The sequence below is a fragment of the Paraburkholderia atlantica genome (assembly GCF_000092885.1).
Taxonomy (GTDB): domain Bacteria; phylum Pseudomonadota; class Gammaproteobacteria; order Burkholderiales; family Burkholderiaceae; genus Paraburkholderia; species Paraburkholderia atlantica.
In genome coordinates this window covers 304107-327382 of record NC_014117.1, presented here as the reverse complement: position 1 = coordinate 327382, position 23276 = coordinate 304107, and the positions used below count along the sequence as shown (strand labels likewise).

Below are 23276 nucleotides of genomic sequence, written 5' to 3'. Positions count from 1 at the left end.
CCCGCCTTTTCGCATCCCGGCGCTGCCCACCGCTTCGCCGGTCCCGTGCCGGCTGCGCGCATCGGCGCGCTCTCCCATACCTCAGATCATGTTCAGCTTTTTCAAACGATTCAAGGGTTCGAAAGAGTCCGATACCGCCGCAGACGAATCGCTGGCGGCGCAAGACGGCGCGACGCCCGAGGCCGAGGCCGTCGAGCCGGTTGCGCCCGCCGAACCCGTCGCGCCTGCCGCGCCCTCCGTTCCCCCTGTGGCCACGACCATCATCGAGCCGCAGCCCGAGCCGCAAGACACCGCGCTCGACAGCGTCGAAATCGTTCCGCCGCCCGTGCAGGACGCCGGCGCGAAGCGCTCGTGGCTCACACGCCTGAAGAGCGGCCTGGCGAAAACCAGTTCGAACCTGACCGGCATTTTCGTCGGCACGAAGATCGACGAGGACCTGTACGAGGAACTCGAAACCGCGCTGCTGATGTCGGACGCCGGCGTCGAGGCGACCGAATTCCTGCTCGAATCGCTGCGCGAGAAAGTGCGCAGCGAACGCCTGACGGACCCCCAGCAGGTGAAGACCGCGCTGCGCACGCTGCTCGTCGAGTTGCTGAAGCCGCTCGAAAAATCGTTGATGCTCGGCCGCGCGCAGCCGCTCGTGATGATGATCGCCGGCGTCAACGGCGCGGGCAAAACCACCAGCATCGGCAAGCTCGCGAAGCATCTGCAGAGCTTTCACCAGTCGGTGCTGCTCGCCGCCGGCGACACGTTCCGCGCCGCCGCGCGCGAGCAGCTCGCCGTCTGGGGCCAGCGCAACAACGTGACCGTGGTCGCGCAGGAAAGCGGCGATCCGGCCGCGGTGATCTTCGACGCGGTCGGCGCCGCACGCGCGCGCAACATCGACGTGATGATGGCCGACACGGCCGGCCGCCTGCCCACGCAGCTGCATCTGATGGAAGAGCTGCGCAAAGTGAAGCGCGTGATCGGCAAGGCGCAGGACGGCGCGCCGCACGAAGTGCTGCTCGTGATCGATGCCAACACGGGACAGAACGCGCTTACGCAGGTCAAGGCGTTCGACGACGCGCTCGGCCTCACCGGTCTGATCGTCACCAAGCTCGACGGCACGGCGAAGGGCGGCATTCTCGCGGCGATCGCGCGGCAGCGCCCGATTCCGGTGTATTTCATCGGCGTCGGCGAAAAGGTCGACGATCTGCAGCCGTTCAGCGCAGAGGAGTTTTCGGACGCGCTGCTGGGCGGCTAATCGCGTGATCGCTGCGGCGCTCGCCGCTTGAGGCGCGCAAAAGGAAAGGGCACTCCGCGGAGTGCCCTTTTTCGTTTAAGCCGTCGTCAACACTTCAAGCGAGCCTGTGCTCACTCCGCGTCCGGCTGCGCGCCCGGCGCCGCGCGCGCGAACGCATCGAGTTGCATCGCGTAGTCGCAGATGCGCTGGATCGTCGGAAACTTTGCGGTGTCGACCTTGAAGCGCTGTGCGTTGAAAACCTGCGGAATCAGGCACGCATCGGCGAGCGTAGGCGTGTCGCCGAAACACAGTTTGCCGGTGCGCGCGTCGCCGGCGAGATGCGTCTCCAGCGTCGTGAAACCCGCGTCGATCCAGTGCCGGTACCACGCGTCCTTCGCGTCGTCGTCGACTCGCAGCGTGTGCTTCAGATAGCGCAGCACGCGCAGATTGTTCAGCGGATGAATCTCGCACGCGACCTGCAACGCCAACGAGCGCACATAAGCGCGATCGAGCGGCGCCTTCGGCAGCAGCGGCGGCTCCGGATGCGTCTCTTCGAGATACTCGATGATCGCGAGCGACTGAGGCAGCAAATGACTGCCGTCGGCGAGCGTCGGCACGATACCGTCCGGGTTGATCTTGCGGTACTCGGGCTTCAGCTGCTCGCCGCCTTCGCGCACGAGGTGCACGGGCACATAGTCGTACGACAGGTTCTTCACGTTCAGCGCAATGCGCACGCGATACGACGCCGAGCTACGGAAATAGCTGTAGAGCTTCATGTTGTCTGCCTCCTCCACCTGCTCGCAAGCCGTCTCAGACGACGCGTACGCTGAACTCGCCGAGTCCGTCCACGCCGCCCTTCATCAGGTCACCCTTCACGACCGCGCCGACGCCTTCCGGCGTGCCGGTGAAAATCAGGTCGCCGGGGCGCAGTTCGAACAGCGTCGACAGATACGCGATCGTCTCCGCGACCGACCAGATCAGCTGCGACACGTCCGCGCGCTGCTTGTCCTCGCCGTTCACCGACAGCCAGATCGCGCCCTCGCCGATGTGACCAACTACTGAAGCCGGATGGATCGGGCCGAGCGGCGCCGAGTGATCGAAGCCCTTGGCGGTGTCCCACGGACGCCCCATTTTCTTCGCTTCGCCTTGCAGGTCGCGACGCGTCATGTCGAGACCAAGCGCGTAGCCGTAGACGTGGTCGAGCGCGCGCTCGACGGGGATGTCTTTGCCGCCCTCGCCGATCGCCGCGACCATTTCCATTTCGAAATGGACGTTCTTCGTCTGCGACGGATACGGAAATTCGCCGGTGGTGCCCGGTGCGACGTAGACGACCGCATCGGCCGGCTTCGAGAAGAAGAACGGCGGTTCGCGGTCCGGGTCGTGGCCCATTTCACGCGCATGCGCTTCGTAGTTGCGCCCCACGCAGTAGATGCGGCGCACCGCGAACTGCTCGCTCGACCCCACGACCGGCACCGCGACCTGCGGTGCCGGTGCAAACACGTAACTCATCCCGTTCTCCGTTTTTCGATGGGCGCCGCCGAGGCGGCGAGAAACATCGAGTGTAACGCGCGGCACGGCGCGGGTGCATGTCCGGCGGGCCGTCGCGCGTCACCACGTGCCTGCTTCGCCGCTGTTCGCCCGCTCGCCATAGATGCGATACTCACACCGAATAGCTCCCCGAATGCCGTGGCCGACGCCCAAGCGCGGCGCGCCACCCGCCTCTTGCGCATGATGACCGACTCGACCAATACCACTTCTCCTTTCCCCTGCGCCCGCTTCATCAAGGAAATCGGCCGCGGCCCGAACGGCGCCCGCGCGCTGACCGCCGACGACACCCGCGCACTCTACACCGCGATGCTCGACGGCCGCGTCGACGATCTCGAACTCGGCGCGGTGCTGCTCGCGTATCGCGTGAAAGGCGAAACCGCCGACGAACTCGCCGCGATGCTGGCTGCCGCGCATACGTCGTTCGAGCCGGTGCGGCTGCCGCACGGCGCGTTTCGGCCGGTATCGATTCCGTCGTACAACGGCGCGCGCAAGCAGCCGAACCTCGTGCCGCTGCTCGCGCTGCTGCTCGCACGCGAAGGCGTGCCGGTGCTCGTGCATGGCGTCACCGAAGATCCGGGCCGCGTGACGAGCGCGGAAATCTTCACGCATCTGCGCATCGCCCAGGCGCGGTCGCACGCGCAGATCGAAGCGGGTCTCGCCGAGCGTCGCGTCGCGTTCGCGTCGATCGACGTACTCGCGCCCAAGCTCGCTCGCCTGCTCGCGCTGCGCCGGCGCATGGGCGTGCGCAACTCGACGCATACGCTCGTGAAGCTGCTGCAGCCATTCGCGCCCGCCGGGCTGCGGCTCGTGAATTACACGCATCCGCCGTATCGCGACAGTCTCACGCAGCTGTTCATCTCGCATCCCGATGCGGCCGTCGGCGGTGCGCTGCTCGCGCGCGGCACCGAAGGCGAGGCGGTCGCGGATACCCGCCGCCAGGTGCAGGTCGACTGGCTGCATGACGGCATCTGCGAGACGCGGCTGCCGCACGAGCGCTCGTCGGCCGATGCGCCCGAAGTCGAACTACCGGAAGCGCGCGACGCGGCGACCACGGCCGCCTGGATCGACGCCGTGCTGCGCGGCGAAGCGCCGGTGCCGGGCGCGATCGAGCGGCAAGTCGAGCTGATCGTCGACATCGCGAAGACGGCGGCCTGACGGTCGCGGGTTGACAGGCCGGCGCACGCCGTCATACATTTGGCCTCATGCGTTCCTTCCCCAACACCCTCCGAATTATCTCCGGCCGCCTAGCGCGGCCCCTATCGCTACGCCTGGCGTAAGTCACGCGTAGCGCCGCGCGCTGGCAGCTCCGGTTGCCGTCGGCGGTCCTCCCGGTAGTTCCCGCAGTTTCGCTTCACCCCCGTCGTAGTTCTCCACAACCCGTCGTCGTTTGTCTTCGTCCGTTTACCGCGCGGACGAAGCGAGAGGATCAAATGCACGTTGCCTGGGGCATCCGCATCGTGCATGCGTGACAGTCGGCCAACCGCTCGACGTCAGCACCCTTCGCCGACGACACACGAATGAGGCACCTCACCATGTTGCGCAATCCCGCTGAAAAGTACCGCCCCTTTCGCGCCGTGCGCCTGACCGGACGCAAATGGCCGAGTCGCACGATCGACGCCGCGCCCGTCTGGATGAGCACCGACCTGCGCGACGGCAACCAGGCGCTGATCGAACCGATGAACGCCGCGCAGAAGCTCGAATACTTCGAGATGCTGGTCGCAATCGGATTCAAGGAAATCGAAGTGGGCTTTCCGTCGGCGTCGCAGACCGATTTCGATTTCGTGCGCAAGCTGATCGACGAGCGGCGCATTCCCGACGACGTCACGATCGAAGTCTTCGTGCCTTCGCGCGCGGAGCTGATCGCACGCACGTTCGACGCGCTCGAAGGCGCGCCGCGCGCGATCGTGCATCTGTATAACGCGATCTGTCCGTCGTTCCGGCGCATCGTGTTTCAGCAGTCGAAGGACGAGATCAAGGCGCTCGCCGTCGAAGGTACGCGCATCATCAAGGAATACGCGCAGGCGCGGCCGGGTACGCGTTGGACCTTCCAGTACTCGCCCGAGACCTTCAACACGACCGAGTTGCCATTCGCACGCGAGGTGTGCGACGCGGTCGCGCAAACGTGGCGGCCGACGCGCAATAACAAGATGATCGTCAATCTGCCGGCGAGCGTCGAAGCGGCCACGCCGAACGTGTTCGCCGACCAGATCGAATGGATGCACCGCAACCTCGGCTACCGCGACAGCATCGTGCTGTCGGTGCATCCGCACAACGATCGCGGCACCGCCGTCGCTGCGGCGCAGCTCGCGCTGATGGCGGGGGCGGATCGCATCGAAGGCTGTCTGTTCGGCAATGGCGAACGTACCGGCAACGTCGATCTCGTCACGCTCGCGATGAATCTCGATGCGATGGGTATCGACAGCGGTCTGGATTTCCCGGATCTCGCGGCGATCCGGCGCGTGGCGGAGCGCTGCACTCGGCTTCCGGTGGCCGCGCGGCATCCGTATGCGGGAGAAGTGGCGATGCGTGGCACGCGCACGGCGCGCGACGCGGATGCCGACGGGGATCAATGCGGCGCGAGCAGCCGCGATAGAGCTGAAGATTGCGTGACCGCGTGAATCTGGCTTGAGCCTCGACCCTGCTGCAATGGAGTGCGCACCCCGCATTTCGCTGCCGCCACGGACGCGCTCACGAGGCGCGTCCGCGCGATGAAATCTCACTCCAGCGCGCAACGCGTCGCCTGCCATGCGATCAGCCGCCACTGCCCGTCTTCGTGCGTGTGAATCGCGGTATACGCAATCGGGAACAGCAGCGCGCCGTTGTTCGCTTCCATCTCGATCAGCGCGCGGCCCGTAACCACATAGGTTTCGCGCCCGGCTGGCAAGACTTCCTGCGACTGCACCTCGATCTGCCGATAACGACGGCGCCCCGCGGTGATCCCGTCGATGAACTGTCGCTTCGTTTCGCGCTTGCCGTTCGTATGGACGTAGCTCACGTTGTCCGCGAGCAGCGTGTCGAGCGACTGCCCATCGCCGTCGACCATCGCGCGAAATCGCTCTCGCTCGAGCCCGCGAATCGCTTCGATCATCTTTGCCGCCATTGCAGAGCCCCTCGAACACCGCGAGCCGCAAGGGGCCACGGTCAGAAGTGATATTGCAAATATAGCTGGCTGAAATTTATACCAGGATTCGGCTCTTTGATACCGCCGTTGGAAACATGCTGGAAGCGGTAGCCGGCGACATACTGCTGATGAGCGCCGAACTGCAGACCGACGCCCGCCGTCTCGGCGAACTGGAACCCGGTGCCCAACGTGAAGTCGGAAGAAATGCGCGGGCTGGTCAGCAGCCCGACGCCGGCACCCACCTCGACGAAAGGCCGCACTAAGCCCGACGACTTGATGAAGCGAATCACCGGCGTCACGCCGATCTCACCGATGTCGTCGTGAACGTTTCCTTCATTGGTGTGCCACCACGCGACGTGCGCCTCGCCGATCAACGCGAAGTGCCAGTCGCCGATCTGCCACCAGGTGAGGTTCGGGTCCCAGACCACGCCGAGATCGAGCCTCTTGACGTGATGATCGCCGACGCCGGCAGCCACCTGCACGCCGAACTGGTCAGCCTGGGACGCGCCCGCCGCACCCAATAGGAGAACGGCCAACGCGCTTTTTAGAGTAAGTCCACGGACCACAAGATTCTTGTTGTTCATCCGGCCCCCATACTGGCGGTTATTAGGCGAGCGCCCCCTTTATTCTAAGCATGAATTCCGGAGCAAGTATCTTCCCCATAACGCGCCCGAACAGCAATTATTCTCTTTCAAACAGCCCGTTGTCAGTCAATCGTGAGTCTGAAACCGCCCCGAACGGTAGTTTGTACAGGCTCAACGCACGAGCCAAATAGAGCGTATGATGGCTATTAGAAATCGAGACTCAATAGGATTTTGAGGAACTTGGATACCCCTGCGACCTCTAAGTATTAGCACTCGGCAGATCTGAGTGCTAACATCCATCGCTGGAGTCGTTTACTGAGTACGCTATTGTCTGATTCCAAAGGAGCTTCACACGTGAGCCATGCAATGACCCTTCCGAGTAGTTTGAGCCCGTCGTCGGCTAAGGCCGCTCCGGCAGGTGCACTGGCGCTCTCGCATTCCTCGCTGCTGCCCGGTCAACTGGGCAACATCGACGCCTACATTCAGGCGGTCAACCGGATTCCGATGCTGACGCCGGCGGAAGAACGCAAGTTCGCCACCGAATTGCGCGAACACGACAATCTGGAGGCCGCGCGCCGCCTCGTGCTGTCGCACCTGCGACTCGTCGTGTCGATCGCGCGTAATTACCTCGGTTACGGGTTGCCGCACGCCGACCTGATCCAGGAAGGCAACATCGGCCTGATGAAAGCGGTCAAGCGCTTCGATCCCGAGCAAAACGTGCGCCTCGTGTCGTACGCGATGCACTGGATCAAGGCCGAGATCCACGAATACATCCTGCGCAACTGGCGCATGGTCAAGGTCGCCACCACGAAGGCGCAGCGCAAGCTGTTCTTCAACCTGCGCAGCCACAAGCAAGGCCTCGGCGCGTTCACGCCTGACGAGATCGAGGGTCTCGCGAAGGAACTGAACGTGAAGCGCGAAGAGGTCGCGGAGATGGAAACACGGCTGTCGGGCGGCGATATCGCGCTCGAAGGTCAGGTCGAAGACGGTGAAGAGTCGTACGCGCCGATCGCCTATCTGGCCGACTCACATAGCGAGCCGACCGCCGTGCTGGCTTCGCGTCAGCGTGACCGGCTGCAAAGCGACGGCATCGCAAGCGCGCTCGACGCGCTCGATCCGCGCAGCCGCCGCATCATCGAAGCGCGCTGGCTGAAGGTGGCCGACGACGGCTCGGGCGGCTCCACGTTGCATGAGCTGGCCGACGAGTTCGGTGTGTCGGCCGAACGTATCCGTCAAATCGAAGCCAGCGCGATGAAGAAAATGCGCGGCGCACTGACCGAATACGCGTAAAAGCATCGAAGCCATGCGCGCGTCAATTGTGTGCCGCCCACGACATGGGTAAAAGCGACACACGGTAGCTGGTCGCGTACCATTTAGCGACCACCGCGCTCAAGCCCCGCCCTCGCATGACGGCGGGGCTTTTTCATTCCTGTCGTCCATTCGTGCGTCCCCCGGCCGGCGTGCATCCGCGGAGGCCAATTCCCAAGCCTGCCTGTCGAGGCCGGTAAGCCTTTCTTGACGTATCGCAAGTCCGGTAGCAATACTGGACAGACGCGGCAAGTTTCGCGACGTGATGCCGCATGGCTAACCCTGAGCGCGCGAGGTTCCCCCTCCTACAATCGGCATGCATTCGCCAGACTGCCTGACGGCCAGGGCGGTCTGGATCCAGCCGGATTCACCGGCGTGAAGTCGTCTTCGACCGATCATGACCATAGCCCTCAATCGCAGCAGCACTGTCCGGTCACGCGTGCGCGGCCGGTTCACCAGGTGGATGCGCGGTCCAACGCTGGCGCGCGATATCGCCATCATCCTCGCCATCAAGTTCGCTCTGCTGATGGCGCTCAAGTTCACATTCTTCAATCATCCACCGGCGGAGCACATGATGCTGCCGCCTCAGCAGGTCGCGCAGGCGCTGCTGTCGGTGCCCGCCCCGCATCCGTCCCAAGGTGATCAACATGCCCGTTAGCGAAGTCGTAGAACTGTCGCGGCTCCAGTTCGCCATCACGGCGCTTTATCACTTTCTGTTCGTGCCGCTCACGCTCGGCCTCGCCTGGTTGCTCGTCATCATGGAGTCGGTCTACGTGATGACCGGCAAGCAGATCTATAAGGACATGACGCAGTTCTGGGGCAAGCTGTTCGGCATCAACTTTGCCATGGGCGTCGCGACCGGCCTCACGCTCGAGTTTCAGTTCGGCACCAACTGGGCTTATTACTCGCATTACGTCGGCGATATCTTCGGCGTGCCGCTCGCCGTCGAAGGGCTGATGGCGTTCTTCCTCGAATCGACGTTCGTCGGTCTGTTCTTCTTCGGCTGGAACAGATTGTCAAAAGTGCAGCATTTGATCGTCACGTTCTGCGTCGCGCTCGGTTCGAACCTGTCGGCGCTGTGGATCCTGGTCGCCAATGGCTGGATGAACAATCCGGTCGGCGCGAGGTTCAACTACCAGACGATGCGCATGGAGCTCGACAGCATCGGCTCGGTGATCTTCAACCCGGTCGCACAGGTGAAGTTCGTGCACACGGTGTCGGCAGGTTACGTGACCGCGGCGATGTTCGTGCTCGGCGTGTCGTCGTGGTACCTGTTGAAGCGCCGCGACACCGAGTTCGCGCTGCGCTCGTTCGCGATCGCCGCCGGTTTCGGCCTCGCGTCGGCGCTGTGCGTGATCGTGCTCGGCGACGAATCCGGCTATCGCACCGGCGAAGTCCAGCAGGTCAAGCTCGCCGCGATCGAGTCCGAATGGGAGACCGCGCCCGCGCCGGCACCGTTCACGATATTTGGCATCCCCAATCAGAAAGAGCAGCGCACCGACTACGCGATCCGCGTGCCGTACGCGCTCGGTATCATCGCGACGCGCTCGCTAAGCGAACCCGTGGTCGGCCTGCGCGACCTGATCGCCGAAAACGAAGGGCGCATCAGGAACGGCATGCTCGCCTTCTCGGCGCTGCAGAAGTTGAAAGGCGGCGACTCGAGCGACGAAGCCCACGCCGCGTTCGACAAGTACAAGGACGATCTCGGCTACGGCCTGCTGCTCAAGCAGTTCACGCCGAACGTCACCGACGCGACGCCCGACCAGATCGCGGCTGCGGCAAAACGCACGATTCCGCCTGTGCTGCCGCTGTTCTTCTCGTTCCGTATGATGGTCGGCCTTGGCCTGCTGTTCCTCGCGACCTTCGTGCTCGCGTTCTGGTTCTGCGCGCAGCGCACGCTGCTGCTCGAAAAGCGCCGCTGGTTCCTGCGCTGGGCGGTCATCGCGATTCCGCTGCCATGGCTCGCCGCCGAGCTCGGCTGGATCGTCGCCGAAATGGGGCGCCAGCCTTGGAGCATCGCGGGCATTCTGCCGACCAACCTGGCCGCATCGACATTGACGCCGCGAGATCTGTATCTGAGCATCGGCGGCTTCGTGCTGTTCTACACGGGGCTATTCGTCATCGAGATCATGCTGATGTTCAAGTACGCGCGGCTCGGCCCTTCGTCGCTGCATACGGGCCGCTATCACCACGAGATCGAACAGCAGGTGACGCAGCCGCTGTCGAACACGGCCGTGTGACGCGCCGCCAATCGCTTCAGAGGAATAAGCCATATGGACTACGCAGCCCTCAAACTGATCTGGTGGGTATTGATCGGTGTACTGCTGATCGGCTTCGCGCTCACCGACGGCTTCGACATGGGCGCGGCGATCCTGCTGCCGTTCATAGCCAAAACGGACTCCGAGCGCCGCATCGTCGTGAACACGGTCGGCGCGACGTGGGAAGGCAACCAGGTCTGGTTCGTGACCGCAGGCGGCGCGATGTTCGCGGCGTGGCCGCTCGCCTATGCGGCATCGTTCTCGGGCTTCTACTTCGCGATGCTGCTGGTGCTGTTCGCGCTGTTCTTCCGCCCGGTCGGCTTCGACTATCGCGGCAAGCGCGAAGATCCGCGCTGGCGCAACGCGTGGGACTGGGGTCTCTTCATCGGCGGCTTCGTGCCGGCGCTGGTGTTCGGCATCGCGTTCGGCAATCTGCTGCAAGGCGTGCCGTTCTCGTTCGATACCGATCTGCGCGTCACCTATCACGGCAGCTTCTTCGGCCTGCTCAATCCGTTCGCGCTGCTGACGGGTCTCGTCAGCGTGTCGATGCTGGCCGCGCACGGCGCCTCGTTCGTCAAGTGGAAGACCGATGGCGTGGTCCACGAGCGCGCGTCGAAGGCGCTGCGGCTCGCGGCGCTGTGCGCGGTGGTGTTGTTTCTCATCGCGGGTGCGTTCGTCGCGACGATGATCGGCGGCTATCAGATCGTCGACATGCCGCCGCTCGACGCCGTGTCCAATCCGTTGATGAAGACCGTGATCGGCGCGCCGGGTTTGTGGCTGAACAACTACGCGCTCTATCCGTGGATGGCGGTCGCGCCGCTCGCGGGTTTTGTCGGCGGGGTGCTCGCGATGCTGCTCGCGCGCTCGCGCTTCGAGGCGACGGCGTTCCTGTCGACCTCCCTGATGGTCGTCGGCGTGATCCTGACCGCGGGCTTCTCGATGTTTCCGTTCATCATGCCTTCGTCACTCGACGGCCGCAGCAGCCTGACCATGTGGGATGCGACGTCGAGCCAGATGACGCTCGAGATCATGCTGTTCGCGGTGATCCTGTTCCTGCCGATCATCCTGCTCTATACGGGCTGGGTGTATCGCGTGATGCGCGGCAAGGTGACCGCCGCGGCGATCAAGGAAAACCATCATTCGATGTATTGAGCGGCACCATGCGTCAACCGCAAACCGGAAACAGGAGTTCGTGATGTGGTATTTCAGCTGGATTCTCGGCATTGGCGTCGCGCTGGCGTTCGGCGTCGTCAATGTGATGTGGCTCGAATCGCGCGAATTGGCGCGCTCGGCAAGGCGGGGGCCTCGCTAGGCGCCACGCTCGGTTCGTAAAAGCGAAAGCGGCACCTTGGGACAAGGTGCCGCTTTTTTTAACTCAACAGCGCCCGACAGCCGTCAACCGATCATGCCGGCACCGGCGTCGCGCCCGCGCCACCGCCTTGCGACGACAGGCGCTCGGCCAGCTTCTGCGCATAGCGCTGCGCGGCCTCGCCGACGACGACATGGAACGTGTCGGTCGACACCCACGCGGTATCGAGCGTCGCGAGGCGCTGACGATCGACCGCCGACGGATCGCGCACAACCATGCGCAGACGGGTCGCCGCGACCGCATCGAGCGACACCACGTTGCCCGCGCCGCCGAACACGGCGAGCCAGCGCAGCGGATCGGGGTCGAGCGGACCGCCTTGCGCGTCATCGGTGTGTCCAGCGTTTCGCGCGACCGGCGCCGCAGCGGTAGCCGGCGCGGCAGCAGCAGGCGCCGATGCAGCAGAAGCCACCTTCACTGCGTCGCCCTGACCCTGCGCGATCGCCGTACGCATCTCATCGGCGATGATGTCCGCTTCCGGTCCGATGATCACCTGCACGTTGTTCGCGCCGCGCTTGAGCACGCCACGCGCGCCGATCGACTTCAGTTCGCTTTCGGAGACCTTGTCCGCATCGACGACCGACAGACGCAGCCGCGTCGTGCATGCATCCACGACCGACAGGTTCGCCGCGCCGCCGAGCGCCGCGATATAACGCTGCGCGCGCGGCACGGCCGCACCGGCCGCCGGCGCGACGAAACCGCCCGCCGCGAACGACTCGACCTGCTCTTCCGCGGCGGCGGGCTCACGGCCCGGCGTCGCCATGTTGAACTTGCGGATGAAGAAGCGGAACAGACCGTAGTACACGACCGAGTACACGATACCGAGCGGAATCGCCCACCAGCCCTTCGTCGACAGACCGAAGTTCAGCACGTAATCGATGAAGCCCGCCGAGAACGTAAAGCCGAGGTGAATGCCGAGCGCCGAGCAGATCGCGAGCGACAGCCCCGTCAGCAGTGCGTGGATCGCATACAGCACCGGCGCGAGGAACATGAAACTGAACTCGATCGGCTCGGTCACACCGGTCAGGAACGACGTGAGCGCCATCGAGAACAGCAGGCCGCCGGCCACCGCGCGACGCTCCTTCGGCACCTCGTGGAACATCGCGAGACACGCGGCCGGCAGGCCGAACATCATCACCGGGAAGAAGCCGGTCATGAAGGTGCCTGCGGTCGGGTCGCCAGCGAAGAAGCGGTGCAGGTCGCCCGTGACCGGCGCGCCGCCGGCCGGCGTGAAGCTGCCGAACACGAACCACGTCAGCGAGTTCAGGATGTGATGCAGACCCGTGACGAGCAGCAAGCGGTTCAGCACGCCGAACACGAAGGCGCCGAGTGCGCCGGCCGTCGTGAGCCAGTGGCCGGCCAGGTCGATCGCGCTCTGCACCGGCGCCCACACGTGGCCGAATATGATGCCTAGCACCACGCAGACAACGCCTGTCACGATCGGCACGAAGCGTTTGCCGCCGAAAAATGCCAGGTAGTCGGGCAGCTTGATGTCCTTGTAGCGGTTGTAAAGCAGCCCCGCGACGATCCCCGCGATGATCCCCGACAGCACGCCCATGTTGAGCTTGTCGTTGATGTCCTTCATCACCGCGATCTGCACCAGATAGCCGATTGCACCAGCCAGACCCGCGACGCCGTTATTGTCTTTGGCGAAGCCGACCGCCACGCCGATCGCGAACAGCAGCGGCAGGTTGTCGAAGATCGCGCCGCCCGCATCGGCGATCATCTTGATGTTGAACACGTCGGGCTGGCCGAGCCGCAGCAGCAGTCCGGCGACCGGTAGCACCGCGATCGGCAGCATCAGCGCGCGTCCCAGGCGCTGTATCTTCAGAAACGGATTTGCATCCATCGGTATCTCCAATTTTGTCTCGGGGGGTACGTCTTCGGTGAGTAGTGCAGCGATGCGGAGAACCGCGCCGCGCGTGAAGGCAGCCGTACTGCCGGACGCACGGCGTGCGGGTTCTCCAATTGATTAATCTTTCAATCGAGCGGCCACGTCGCGCGACTTGCGGCTCGAACCGCCTGCGCCGAGTCGAGCGCGAGCGCATCGCGGGCGCGCTGGCGGCACAACTGATAGTCGAGCGTGCGCACGCGTGCCTTGATGCCGGGCACCGAGACCGGATCGACCGATAGCTCGGTCACACCCAGGCCCACCAGCAGCGGCATCGCGAGCGGGTCGCCAGCGAGCGCGCCGCACACGCCGACCCACTTGCCGTGCCTCGCGGCACCTTCGACGGTCGCTGCGATCAGCCGCAGCACCGCCGGATGCAGGCCGTCCGCTTGCGCTGCGAGATCGGGCTGGCAGCGGTCCATCGCGAGCGTGTATTGAGTCAGGTCGTTGGTGCCGATCGACAGGAAATCGGCGTGCTGTGCGAGCTGATCGGCGAGCAATGCAGCCGACGGCACTTCGATCATCACACCTACTTCGACCGGCTCGGTGCTGCCCGCTTCGCGTGCAAGCTCGTCGATACGCTTGCGGATGCGGATCAGTTCGCCCGCGTCGGTGACCATCGGCAGCAGGATGCGCACGGCGCCGATCGGACGCACCGCGAGCAGGCCGCGTAGCTGGTCGTCGAGCAGATCGGGGCGCACCTGCGCGAGGCGCACGCCGCGCAGGCCGAGCGCGGGATTCGGCTCAGGCGGCAGCGTCAGATAATCGACTTCCTTGTCCGCGCCGACGTCGAGCGTGCGGATGATCGCGGTGCGACCGCGCAACGCATCGACGATCGCCTGATAGCTGTGGCGATGCTCGTCCGCGCTCGGCGCGGCCGGGCGGTGGATGAACAGCAGCTCGGTGCGCAGCAGACCGACCGAGTCGGCGCCGTTATCGACCGCGGCGTTCGCGTCGTCGAGTGTGGCGATGTTCGCGGCCACTTCGATCGCGCGGCCGTCGGCGGTCGCCGCTGCCTGCTGCGACGTGCGGCGATTCGCTTCGCGCACGTCGGCGAGGCGGCTGCGTTCGCGCCGGGCGCGTTCGACGTCGAGTTCGGTCGGCGCGAATTCGAGCCGCCCGGTGCTCGCGTTCACCACCACCTGAGTGCCCTCGGGAATCGCATGCAACGCGTCGCCGACCGCGACCAGCGCAGGGATGCCCGCCTGCCGCGCGAGAATCGCCGCGTGCGAGGTCGCGCCGCCGCGCGCCATCACGAGCGCGGTCACCCGCGTGCGGTCGAGCGACGACAGATCCGACGGCGTAAATTCGTCGGCCGCGAGCACCGCTTCGTCCGGCAGTGTGCGGTGCGCGCTGCTCGTGTAGCCGAGCGCGCGCTGCACGCGCTTTTCGATGTCGCGCAGATCGGCGGCCCGCTCGGCGAGCAGTGCGTCCTCCACATTGCTCAGGATGTCTATTTGCGCGCGGATCGCCTCGCGCCACGCAAAACCCGCGCTCTTGCCGAGGCTGATCAGATCGCGCGCGGCGTCGAGCAGCGTCGGATCTTCGAGCAGCACGCGATGCACCGCGAAAATTCCCGCCTCGCCGACCGAGCCGCGTTGCGACGCATCGCGCACGATCGTGTCGAGATCGGCGTCGACCGTCGCGATCGCGTTGTCGAGCAAACGGCTCTCCGCCGCCGACGTGCCGCTCGCTTGCTCCGGCGGATCGACATCCGCGTCGTCCCAGCGCACCAGCTTGCCGACCGCGACGCCCGGCGCCGCGCACACGCCCGCGAGCGTATTCGGCATGAGCGGCTCGCCCGTGGCGGGCACCGCAACCACGGTCGTCGGTGCTGCCGCCGGCTTCTGTTCGCGCTTCTGCTCGACTTCGCCGTGCGCTTCGCGAGTCAATTCGTGAGCGATCGCATCGACCGCCGCCTGCGCCTGCGGACCGACGCCGAGCAGCTCGACGCTCGCGCCTTCGCCGGCACCGAGTCCCAGCAGACCCACGACGCTTTCGATCGGCGCCTTGCGGCCGTCGTAGCGCACCTCGACGCGCGCGTCGAAGCCGCGCGCCGCTTCGCGCGCTCGCGCCGCGGGCCGCGCATGCAGACCGCCCGCGTGCGTCAGCGTGATCTGCCGGCGCGCTTCGTCCATCATCTGAGCGGCGCACGCCTCACGCACTGCGTCATGACTGACGCCGTCGCGCGCACGCAGCACCAGCAGCGGCGTTTCGCCGGCCTTGGCGTGCCCGTTTGGCGCCCGCTCGATGACCTCGAACGCTTCCGAATTCGCAATCGCGACCACCGACACGAGGCTCGGCGCATTCAGCGCGACCTGATCCTGATCGAACTCGATCAGCACGTCACCAGCGCGGACCTGCGTGCCCTGCGCGACCATCGGCGCAAAACCCTTGCCGTTCAGCCCGACCGTTTCGATACCGATATGCAGCAGAATCTGCGCGCCTTCGGCGCTCTCGAGCGTCACCGCGTGGCCGGTGCGCGCGAGATGCGTGACGACGCCGTCGCACGGCGCGACGAGCCGCCCCTCGAGCGGATCGACGCCGATGCCGTCGCCGAACATGCCGCCCGCAAACACCGGGTCCGGCACCTTCGCGAGCGGTACGACCGGACCGGTCAGCGGTGCAAGCAAAACAATGTGATCTTCGGAATGGCTCATCAGGTTGGACTTCTCGACACGTCGCATCGTCGTTCTCGTCAGTGAGTTTCGGTGACTTTGTTCAGATGGCGTGGCGCGTCGGGATTGCGCCCGCGCGCGGCGGCAAGATCCGCGGCCATCACGTAAAAGGACAGGATGGCGGCGATCGGATCGAGCGCCGGGTGTGCGGTGGCGACGAGCGGCAGCGAAGCGTCCGCGACGTCATCGGGTGCCGCGAGCAAAACGCGCGCGCCGCGCGCGCGCATGTCGTGCGCGAGTTGCAGCAGACCCGCCTGCTCCGGCCCGCGCGGTGCGAACACGAGCAGCGGATAGTCGCGGTCGATCAGCTCCATCGGACCATGACGCACTTCCGCGCTCGAGAACGCTTCGGCCTGGATGCCGGAAGTTTCCTTCAGCTTCAGCGCGGCTTCCTGCGCGATCGCGAGGCCAAGGCCGCGGCCGATCACGATCATCCGCTCGATGCCGCGCAACTCGTTGACGGCCATCGACCAGTCGAGCCGGCCCGCGCGTTCCAGCGCGTCGGGCAACGTACTGAGCCCAGCAAGCAACTCGGCGTCGTTCTGCCAATGCGCGACCAGCTGCGCGGAGATCGACAGCATCGCGATGTAGCTCTTGGTCGCCGCGACACTCAGCTCGGGACCGGCGACGAGCGGCAGATGCCACTCGCACGCGTCGGCGAGCGGCGAGTTCGGTGCGTTCACGGCGGCAACCGTCAGCGCGCCGGCTGCACGCAACGCGTTCATCGTGCCGACGAGGTCGGGGCTCTTGCCCGATTGCGAAAACGCGAGCGCAAGCTGATCGCGCACCTGCAGCGGCGCCTGCTGCAGCGTCGCGACCGACATCGGCAGCGACGCGACCGGCACGCCGAGGCGGCTCATCGTCAGCGATGCAAAGTAACTGGCGGCGTGGTCCGAGCTGCCGCGCGCGACGGTCAGCGCGACATGGCGCGGCTGTTGCGCGAGCTTCGCGGCGAGCGCCGCGACGCGCGAGGTGTCCTTGAGCTGCCCGGCGACCGTTGCGGCCGACGCAAGCGCTTCTTTAAGCATATTCGACAATGGCTTCTCCTTCGACGTAGGTTGCGCTAAGCGCCAGCTCGCGGTCGAAGACGACCACGTCGGCCCACGCGCCACGCGCGATGCGGCCGCGGTCCTCGATGCCGAGATAGTCGGCGGCGTAGCGCGACAAACGGTGGGATACATCGGCGATCGGCAGGCCGATCGAGACAAGATTGCGCAGCGCCTGATCCATCGTCAGCGTGCTGCCCGCGAGCGTGCCGTCGGCCAGACGTACGCCGCCCAGACACTTGGTCACGTGCTGGCTGCCGAGGCGGTACTCGCCGTCGGGCATACCGGTGGCCGAAGTGCTGTCCGTCACCACGTACAGGCGCGGAATCGCGCGCAGCGCGGTGCGGATCGCGCCCGGATGCACGTGCAGCAGGTCGGGAATGATTTCCGCGTATTCGGCGTGCGCGAGCGCCGCGCCGACGAGGCCTGGATTGCGGTGATGCAGCGGCGACATCGCGTTGAACAGATGCGTGAAGCCGCACGCGCCGTGCTTGAGCGCGGCGACCGCGTCGTCGTAGGTGCCGAGCGAATGGCCGAGTTGCACGCGCACGCCGCGCGCCGCCATCTCGGAGATGATCTCCATGTGGCCGGCGATCTCGGGCGCCAGCGTGACGACGCGGATCGGCGCGATCGACAGATACTTGAGCACCTCGTCCAACACCGCCGATACCGCCGCGTCGGGCTGCGCGCCGAGCTTGCCGGGGTTGATGTAGGGCCCTTCCAGATGCACGCCGAGCACGCGCGCGCAGCCCGGCGTGCGCAGCCGCGTGACGTTGCCGAGCCCGGCGACGACGTTCATCAGTTCGTGGCGCGGCGCGGTCATCGTCGTCGCGAGCAGGCTCGTGGTGCCGTAGCGCGCATGCGTGCGCGTGATCGTTTCGATCGCGTCGCCGCCTTCCATCACGTCGGCGCCGCCGCCGCCATGCACGTGCAGATCGATGAAGCCGGGCAGGATGTACGGTGCGTCGTTCGTCGACGGATCGACGCGCTCGCCTGACAGCGCCGTGATGCGGCCGTTTTCGTATTCGAGCGTGCCGTGGATCCACCCTTCGGTGGTGAGTATGTTTCCGGTCAGCATGAGTCTCTCTGGTGCGTGATACGTAGGCGGCAAAAGTGCGTTCGCCGGACTTGCGGCCTATGCGGCCCGCGCAGTTTAGGTGCGCAGTTCAGCGACGAAGTCGTAGTAGTCGTCGCGGCAATAGGTGTCGGTCAACTCGATCGCGCGCTGATCCGCGCTGTAACCGATACGGGTAATGACCAGCAGTGCGGTGCGCGGTTCGATGTCCATCAGCGCGGCGATTTCGCTCGACGCGTTGACCGCGCGGAAGTGCTGCAACGCGCGCACCACAGCAGCGCCGCGTTGCTCGAGATAGCTGTACAGCGAGTCGCCGATCACGAGCGGATCGGGCACGATCGCGACCGGCAGCGCCGAATGCTCGACCGCCATCACGATGCCGTCCGCACGCCGCAGCCGCCGCAGGCTCGCGACGGCCGCCCCCGGCGACAGGCCGAGGTGCAGCAGTTCGTCGCGATTGGCGGCGCGCACGTCACGTTCGAGCCAAACCGAATCCGGGCGAAATCCGCGCTGCTGCATCTTCTTCGTGAAGCCGGTGAGACGCGACAGCGGGTCTTCGACGCGCGGCGTGATGAAGCTGCCGGCACCGCGCGAGCGCCGGATCAGCCCTTGTTCGACCAGCAGCTCGATCGCCTTGCGGGCAGTGATGCGCGATACGCCGATCGCGTCGGACAGTGTGCGCTCGGAGGGCAGAGCCTCGCCGGCCGACCAGACGCCGCAATGGATCGCCGTCGCCAGGTTGCGCGCGAGCTGCAGGTAGAGCGGCGTGACGTTACGCACGTCAGGCATCAATGCGGACCAGCGAGTTTCCATAGGGCTCCAAGGACGCCGCGAGCAGCACGGCCTCGAAAAATGAGAGCCCATTATATAACCAACATAATACCAGTCAACGGACTGGCTCCGGCTTGGTCCTGTCCGACGAAAAGCCTTGCCAGATAAGGCTCACAGGCAATTTTGAGGGCTGCCGACATGGGGATTCGCAGACCAGGACTTTCCCGAATCACGCCACTAGACGATACCAGCGAGCGGTTATCGGCATTTAGTGGTATCAAAACTCTGTCTATGCTCAATACCTGTTTAATACCAGTTGGCGTCCGGCCGCGATGGACTGGCTTTGTAAATAAGGGTCGTGCCGATATAGTGCGCTGTACCGACCATCAAAGTTTCGGGGGAGCTGTCCTTGACTGATTCCGAGGCGCTGCGGCGTGCTCAGGCCGTCCGCCATTTCAATCGCTTCTATACCCAGTCCATTGGTGCCCTGCACGAGCATCTCGCGCGAAGCGAGTTCTCGCTGACGGAAGTGCGCGTGCTGCACGAGCTATCGCGCGCCCGTGCGCAAACCGCATCGATGCTCGGGCGCGCGCTCGGGCTCGATAGTGGCTATCTGAGCCGCCTGCTGACCAGTTTCGAGCGACGCGACCTGATCTCGCGCCGCCCGTCCGACACCGACGCGCGCCAGTCGCTGATCGAGCTCACTGAGCACGGCCACGCGACCTACGCGCCGCTCGACGCCGCTGCCATCCACGAAGCACTCGGCTTGCTCGACAAACTCAGCGCGTTATCGCAGGAGCAGTTGATCGCCGCGATGAAGCTGATCGAGCGGCTGCTCGGCGACAAGCCGAAGCATAAACTCGTGGTGCTGCGTCAGCCGCGCGCCGGCGAATGCGGCTGGCTGGTGTATCGTCAGGCGCAGTGGTTCGCCGCGCAGTACGGTTGGGATCACACGTTCGAGGGTTTGCTTGCGCGCGTCGTCGCCGAGTACGCTCAGCGCAACGACCCACTGCGCGAGAAGTGCTGGATCGCCGAACAGGAAGGTCTGGTGGTCGGCTCGGTTTGCCTCGTCGGGGTCTCGACGACAGTCGCGGGCATACGGCTGCTGTGGGTCGAACCGGACGTGCGGCGGCTAGGCATCGGCACGCAGTTGATCAGCGAATGCGTGCGCTTCGCGCGGCGCGCGGGCTACACGAAGCTGACGCTGACCACCGCGAGCGCATTGACGGAGCCGCGCCGGCTTTGCGAGCGCGCTGGGTTCAAGCTGGCCGATAGCACGACGCAGCGCCGCTTCGGCCACGATCTGATGATCGAAAGATGGGAGTTGGAGCTATAAAAAAACACGCGCCTGTACGGCGCGTGCTTTTCTCGATGCTATGCAACTGCGCGGGTGAGCGCGCTGAACGCGTCGCTTAGAACGACGGCACCATCGATCCCTTGAACTGCGTCTTGATGAACTGGCGCACGTCTTCCGACTGATACGCCGCGGCCAGCTTCTTCACCCAAGGCTGATCCTTGTCCTTCGCGCGCACCGCGATCAGGTTCGCGTACGGGCTGTGGATGTCTTCGAGCGCGATCGCATCCTTGGTCGGCTGCAGGCCGGCGGCCAGCGCGAAGTTCGTGTTGATGACGGCAGCATCGACGTCGGCGAGCGAACGCGGCAGTTGCGCGGCGTCGAGCTCGACGAACTTGATCTTCTTCGGATTGTCGACGACGTCGAGCGGCGTCGCGTTGTTGCCGCCCGTGGCCGCGCCGTCCTTCAGCTTGATCAGGCCTTGCGCCTGCAGCAACAGCAGCGCCCGATTTTCGTTCGACGGATCGTTCGGCACCGCGACCTTCGCGCCTTGCGGCAGGTCCTTCAGCGACTTCAGTTTCTTCGAGTACGCGCCGAGCGGCGAGATGTACGTGAGGCCTGCATTGACGAGTTTGTAGCCGCGCTGCTTGATCTGGCTATCGAGATACGGCTGGTGCTGGAAGCTGTTGGCGTCGAGGTCGCCGGCGTCGAGCGCGGCGTTCGGCTGGATGTAGTCGTTGAACTCCACAACCTTCACGTTCAGGCCTTCGCGCTTCGCAACCTTGGTGACGACTTCCCAGATCTGCGCGTCCGGGCCGCCGATCGTGCCGACCTTGATGACCTTGTCGTCGGCGTGCGCGGCGAAGCTGGTCAGGATCGCCGTACCGGCGACGACTGCGGTGAGAGCTTTGAGGATATTTCTGCGCTGCATGTGTTTCTCGCTGTTGCGGTTCGACTTTTTGAGTCGATGGCTCCGATGGATGCCGGAGTCGGATGAAAATGGGCGGCGCTCCAGTTCGTGCCGGCGCGCCGTCGGCCAAGCCCTAAATTGTTTCATACGGGCGGCAAGTTGGGGAAATACCCTTAGCGCATATGGATATGCAGAGCGCGAGCGCGCTGGCTAGCGCGACGCAAAACCGCAGCTAACCGATAATCCGGAGCCGTGGCCTCGCACGGCCCACTCAACCGCCACTGAGAACGACCATGTATGTGATCAACCTGACCTACACCGCCCCGCTCGATCGTATCGACGACGCGCTCGACGCGCATCGCGCGTTTCTCGCAAAGCAGTTCGATGCGGGAATCTTCGTCGCGGCCGGTCCGAAAGTGCCGCGCGACGGCGGCATCATCCTCGCGGTGCGTATCGAGCGCGACAGGCTGGATCGCATTCTCGCGAGCGATCCGTTCGCCGAGCAACAGCTCGCGCGCTACGAGGTGACGGAGTTCAAGGCAACGCGTATCGCGCCGGGGCTGAATTTGCCGACGCCGGTTTGAGCGCGAGTTGCGAAGAGCAGATCGATGCGGGGACGCGCGAGCGGCGTCGCTATAAAAAGCCGCGTGCGACGCGCGTCAATCGAGCAGAAGCTTGAAGTCGTGCACCCACGGTGTCGCGCCTTGACCATCGCGCGCGAACAGACGCAGCTTGCCGTCCGTGTCGAACACATAGCTCGCGGCCGTGTGGTCCATCGTGTAGCTGTCGGGCGTCTTGCCCGGCACCTTCGCGTAGTAGACGCGGAAGTCTTTCGCGAGCTTCGCGAGCTGCTCTTCGCTGGCAGGACGCAAGCCCACGAAACTCGGATTGAACGCCGGCACGTATTGCGCGAGCAACTGCGGGGTGTCGCGCTCGGGATCGAGCGTGACGAACAGCACCTGCACCCGCTTCGCGTCTTCCGGGCCGAGTTGCTGCAACGCCTGTGACAGCTCGGCCATCGTCGTCGGGCAGACATCCGGACAATGCGTATAGCCGAAGAACAGCACGACGACCTTGCCTTTGTAGTCGGCAAGCGTGCGAATCTTGCCGGAGGTGTCGGGCAACGAGAAATCGCTGGCGAATTGCGTATTGCCGGTGATGTCGAGATTCGTAAAAGCCGGCGGCTGCTTGCCGCAACCGGTCATCAGCAGTGTGCCGCCCAGCGCCGCGCCGAGCGCGCAAGCGATCACAGCGGCGCGCGCGACGCGCGCAAAGCGGTTGTTGAGCATGGTGTTATGCGCCGATCACGACGCGCGCATAGTGGTCGATCAGCAGCGCGGCAAACAGCAGCGACAGATAGACGATCGAATAACGGAAGGTCTTGCGCGCGAGCTCGTCCGAATACTCCCGGTAGATCTTCCACGCATACGCGAGAAACACGGCGCCCAGTAGCACCGCCGACGCGAGATACACGACGCCACTCATGCCGGAGATGAACGGCATCAGCGTGACCGCGAACAGAATGACCGTGTAGAGCAGGATATGCAGGCGCGTGTACTTTTCGCCGTGCGTGTTCGGCAGCATCGGCAGGCCGGCGTTTTCGTAGTCCTTGCGGCGATACAGAGCGAGCGCCCAGAAATGCGGCGGGGTCCATACGAAAATGATCAGCACCAGAATCCATGCATCGCCGGGCACGTGGCCGGTGACCGCTGCCCAGCCGAGCGCCGGCGGCATCGCGCCCGACGCGCCGCCGATCACGATGTTCTGCGGCGTGGCCGGCTTCAGCAGCAGCGTATAGATGACCGCATAGCCGACGAACGTGGCGAGCGTCAGCCACATGGTCAGCGGATTGGCAAACGTGTACAGCGTCCACATGCCGAGGCCGCCGAGCACGGCCGAGAACAGCAAAATCTGCGGGGTGGTGATTTCACCGCGCGCCGACGGACGCCACGACGTGCGGCGCATTTTCGCGTCGATCTGCTGCTCGACGAGGCAATTGATCGCGAACGCAGCGCCGGCCAACAGCCAGATGCCGACGGTGCCGCCGATCAGGACGGTCCACGGCACCATGCCCGGCGTCGACAGGAACATGCCGATGACCGCGCAGAACACCGCGAGCTGCGTGACACGCGGCTTGGTGAGAGCGAGATATTGGGAGACCCGGCTGCCGGGCGATTGGGAGAGTGTTGTGCTGTCCATGTGAG

21 protein-coding genes and 1 pseudogene are annotated in these 23276 nt (G+C 65.0%); 10 read left to right on the top strand and 12 right to left on the bottom strand.

Features of this window, described 5'->3' with window-relative positions; genetic code table 11:
• Nucleotides 1-88: 88 nt before the first annotated feature.
• A complete protein-coding gene (ftsY, locus tag BC1002_RS01510) occupies nt 89-1243 on the top strand; it encodes a signal recognition particle-docking protein FtsY (RefSeq protein ID WP_013088309.1) in 1155 nt (384 codons plus the stop codon).
• Nucleotides 1244-1353: 110 nt separating this feature from the next.
• Here ftsY and maiA read toward each other — a convergent pair whose 3' ends face one another.
• Nucleotides 1354-1998, bottom strand: coding sequence for a maleylacetoacetate isomerase (gene maiA, locus BC1002_RS01505; protein WP_013088308.1), 645 nt, complete (start codon nt 1996-1998; stop codon nt 1354-1356).
• Nucleotides 1999-2032: 34 nt separating this feature from the next.
• Nucleotides 2033-2731 (bottom strand): fumarylacetoacetate hydrolase family protein, encoded by a 699-nt coding sequence (locus tag BC1002_RS01500; protein WP_013088307.1) that lies wholly within the window; start codon nt 2729-2731, stop codon nt 2033-2035.
• A gap of 222 nt (nt 2732-2953) precedes the next feature.
• On the opposite strand from BC1002_RS01500, the gene ybiB reads away from it, so the two are divergent.
• Nucleotides 2954-3925: a DNA-binding protein YbiB gene (gene ybiB, locus BC1002_RS01495; protein WP_193373032.1), complete on the top strand. Its 972-nt coding sequence runs from the start codon at nt 2954-2956 to the stop codon at nt 3923-3925.
• A 377-nt stretch (nt 3926-4302) separates the two neighbouring features.
• Nucleotides 4303-5289 (top strand): annotated as a pseudogene (locus BC1002_RS01490) (2-isopropylmalate synthase); the annotation flags it as partial.
• Between the two features lie 197 nt (nt 5290-5486).
• Here BC1002_RS01490 and BC1002_RS01485 read toward each other — a convergent pair.
• Nucleotides 5487-5870, bottom strand: a complete 384-nt coding sequence (locus BC1002_RS01485) for a nuclear transport factor 2 family protein (protein ID WP_013088304.1) — start codon at nt 5868-5870, stop codon at nt 5487-5489.
• A gap of 41 nt (nt 5871-5911) precedes the next feature.
• A complete protein-coding gene (locus tag BC1002_RS01480) occupies nt 5912-6475 on the bottom strand; it encodes an acyloxyacyl hydrolase (protein ID WP_013088303.1) in 564 nt (187 codons plus the stop codon).
• Nucleotides 6476-6829: 354 nt separating this feature from the next.
• Here BC1002_RS01480 and rpoH point away from each other — a divergent pair, with 354 nt between their 5' ends.
• From rpoH to cydX, 5 genes are all read left to right on the top strand, one after another.
• Complete coding sequence (gene rpoH, locus BC1002_RS01475) at nt 6830-7765, top strand: RNA polymerase sigma factor RpoH (RefSeq protein ID WP_013088302.1); 936 nt, start codon at nt 6830-6832, stop codon at nt 7763-7765.
• A gap of 415 nt (nt 7766-8180) precedes the next feature.
• Nucleotides 8181-8441, top strand: a complete 261-nt coding sequence (cydP, locus tag BC1002_RS01470; RefSeq protein ID WP_013088301.1) for a cytochrome oxidase putative small subunit CydP — start codon at nt 8181-8183, stop codon at nt 8439-8441.
• Nucleotides 8431-10023, top strand: a complete 1593-nt coding sequence (locus BC1002_RS01465) for a cytochrome ubiquinol oxidase subunit I (RefSeq protein ID WP_013088300.1) — start codon at nt 8431-8433, stop codon at nt 10021-10023. The genes cydP and BC1002_RS01465 overlap by 11 nt, the downstream gene beginning before the upstream one ends.
• A 33-nt stretch (nt 10024-10056) precedes the next feature.
• Nucleotides 10057-11193, top strand: a complete 1137-nt coding sequence (gene cydB, locus BC1002_RS01460) for a cytochrome d ubiquinol oxidase subunit II (protein WP_013088299.1) — start codon at nt 10057-10059, stop codon at nt 11191-11193.
• Between the two features lie 43 nt (nt 11194-11236).
• Complete coding sequence (cydX, locus tag BC1002_RS01455) at nt 11237-11353, top strand: cytochrome bd-I oxidase subunit CydX (protein WP_013088298.1); 117 nt, start codon at nt 11237-11239, stop codon at nt 11351-11353.
• Between the two features lie 91 nt (nt 11354-11444).
• On the opposite strand, the gene nagE is transcribed toward cydX, so the two are convergent.
• From nagE to BC1002_RS01430, 5 genes are all read right to left on the bottom strand, one after another.
• A complete protein-coding gene (gene nagE, locus BC1002_RS01450) occupies nt 11445-13256 on the bottom strand; it encodes an N-acetylglucosamine-specific PTS transporter subunit IIBC (protein ID WP_013088297.1) in 1812 nt (603 codons plus the stop codon).
• A gap of 131 nt (nt 13257-13387) precedes the next feature.
• Nucleotides 13388-15958: a phosphoenolpyruvate--protein phosphotransferase gene (ptsP, locus tag BC1002_RS01445; protein WP_041734520.1), complete on the bottom strand. Its 2571-nt coding sequence runs from the start codon at nt 15956-15958 to the stop codon at nt 13388-13390.
• A 38-nt stretch (nt 15959-15996) separates the two neighbouring features.
• On the bottom strand, nt 15997-17013 hold the full coding sequence (locus BC1002_RS01440) for an SIS domain-containing protein (RefSeq protein WP_013088295.1): 1017 nt from the start codon (nt 17011-17013) through the stop codon (nt 15997-15999).
• Nucleotides 16997-18100 carry an N-acetylglucosamine-6-phosphate deacetylase gene (gene nagA, locus BC1002_RS01435; RefSeq protein WP_013088294.1) on the bottom strand — a complete coding sequence of 368 codons (1104 nt, stop codon included), beginning with the start codon at nt 18098-18100 and terminating at the stop codon, nt 16997-16999. The genes BC1002_RS01440 and nagA overlap by 17 nt, the downstream gene beginning before the upstream one ends.
• 75 nt (nt 18101-18175) lie before the next feature.
• Nucleotides 18176-18910, bottom strand: a complete 735-nt coding sequence (locus BC1002_RS01430) for a GntR family transcriptional regulator (protein ID WP_013088293.1) — start codon at nt 18908-18910, stop codon at nt 18176-18178.
• A 367-nt stretch (nt 18911-19277) separates the two neighbouring features.
• Between BC1002_RS01430 and BC1002_RS01425 the strand changes: the two genes are divergently transcribed.
• Entirely contained in the window at nt 19278-20204 is a 927-nt protein-coding gene (locus BC1002_RS01425) for a bifunctional helix-turn-helix transcriptional regulator/GNAT family N-acetyltransferase (protein WP_013088292.1), read from the top strand.
• 76 nt (nt 20205-20280) lie between these two features.
• Here the strand turns inward: BC1002_RS01425 and BC1002_RS01420 are convergent, their stop codons facing one another.
• On the bottom strand, nt 20281-21093 hold the full coding sequence (locus tag BC1002_RS01420; RefSeq protein WP_013088291.1) for a MetQ/NlpA family ABC transporter substrate-binding protein: 813 nt from the start codon (nt 21091-21093) through the stop codon (nt 20281-20283).
• 272 nt (nt 21094-21365) lie between these two features.
• On the opposite strand from BC1002_RS01420, the gene BC1002_RS01415 reads away from it, so the two are divergent.
• Nucleotides 21366-21656 carry a YciI family protein gene (locus BC1002_RS01415; protein ID WP_013088290.1) on the top strand — a complete coding sequence of 97 codons (291 nt, stop codon included), beginning with the start codon at nt 21366-21368 and terminating at the stop codon, nt 21654-21656.
• 75 nt (nt 21657-21731) lie between these two features.
• Here the strand turns inward: BC1002_RS01415 and BC1002_RS01410 are convergent, their stop codons facing one another.
• Together BC1002_RS01410 and cyoE are read right to left on the bottom strand one after the other, a co-directional pair.
• The gene (locus BC1002_RS01410) at nt 21732-22361 is read right to left on the bottom strand and encodes an SCO family protein (protein ID WP_013088289.1); all 630 of its coding nucleotides are present in this window, start codon (nt 22359-22361) and stop codon (nt 21732-21734) included.
• A gap of 4 nt (nt 22362-22365) precedes the next feature.
• Nucleotides 22366-23271 carry a heme o synthase gene (gene cyoE, locus BC1002_RS01405; RefSeq protein ID WP_013088288.1) on the bottom strand — a complete coding sequence of 302 codons (906 nt, stop codon included), beginning with the start codon at nt 23269-23271 and terminating at the stop codon, nt 22366-22368.
• Nucleotides 23272-23276 lie beyond the last annotated feature (5 nt).

Excerpts from the sequence above, each read along its gene's own strand:
- BC1002_RS01415 (WP_013088290.1), top strand. The coding sequence starts at position 21,366 with ATGTATGTGATCAACCTGACCTACACCGCCCCGCTCGATCGTATCGAC.
- ftsY (WP_013088309.1), top strand. The coding sequence starts at position 89 with ATGTTCAGCTTTTTCAAACGATTCAAGGGTTCGAAAGAGTCCGATACC.
- BC1002_RS01410 (WP_013088289.1), bottom strand. The coding sequence starts at position 22,361 with ATGCTCAACAACCGCTTTGCGCGCGTCGCGCGCGCCGCTGTGATCGCT.
- BC1002_RS01480 (WP_013088303.1), bottom strand. The coding sequence starts at position 6,475 with ATGAACAACAAGAATCTTGTGGTCCGTGGACTTACTCTAAAAAGCGCG.
- BC1002_RS01420 (WP_013088291.1), bottom strand. The coding sequence starts at position 21,093 with ATGCAGCGCAGAAATATCCTCAAAGCTCTCACCGCAGTCGTCGCCGGT.
- cyoE (WP_013088288.1), bottom strand. The coding sequence starts at position 23,271 with ATGGACAGCACAACACTCTCCCAATCGCCCGGCAGCCGGGTCTCCCAA.
- ptsP (WP_041734520.1), bottom strand. The coding sequence starts at position 15,958 with ATGAGCCATTCCGAAGATCACATTGTTTTGCTTGCACCGCTGACCGGT.
- BC1002_RS01485 (WP_013088304.1), bottom strand. The coding sequence starts at position 5,870 with ATGGCGGCAAAGATGATCGAAGCGATTCGCGGGCTCGAGCGAGAGCGA.
- nagE (WP_013088297.1), bottom strand. The coding sequence starts at position 13,256 with ATGGATGCAAATCCGTTTCTGAAGATACAGCGCCTGGGACGCGCGCTG.
- BC1002_RS01430 (WP_013088293.1), bottom strand. The coding sequence starts at position 18,910 with ATGGAAACTCGCTGGTCCGCATTGATGCCTGACGTGCGTAACGTCACG.
- BC1002_RS01465 (WP_013088300.1), top strand. The coding sequence starts at position 8,431 with ATGCCCGTTAGCGAAGTCGTAGAACTGTCGCGGCTCCAGTTCGCCATC.
- maiA (WP_013088308.1), bottom strand. The coding sequence starts at position 1,998 with ATGAAGCTCTACAGCTATTTCCGTAGCTCGGCGTCGTATCGCGTGCGC.
- cydP (WP_013088301.1), top strand. The coding sequence starts at position 8,181 with ATGACCATAGCCCTCAATCGCAGCAGCACTGTCCGGTCACGCGTGCGC.
- ybiB (WP_193373032.1), top strand. The coding sequence starts at position 2,954 with ATGACCGACTCGACCAATACCACTTCTCCTTTCCCCTGCGCCCGCTTC.
- cydX (WP_013088298.1), top strand. The coding sequence starts at position 11,237 with ATGTGGTATTTCAGCTGGATTCTCGGCATTGGCGTCGCGCTGGCGTTC.
- nagA (WP_013088294.1), bottom strand. The coding sequence starts at position 18,100 with ATGCTGACCGGAAACATACTCACCACCGAAGGGTGGATCCACGGCACG.
- cydB (WP_013088299.1), top strand. The coding sequence starts at position 10,057 with ATGGACTACGCAGCCCTCAAACTGATCTGGTGGGTATTGATCGGTGTA.
- BC1002_RS01500 (WP_013088307.1), bottom strand. The coding sequence starts at position 2,731 with ATGAGTTACGTGTTTGCACCGGCACCGCAGGTCGCGGTGCCGGTCGTG.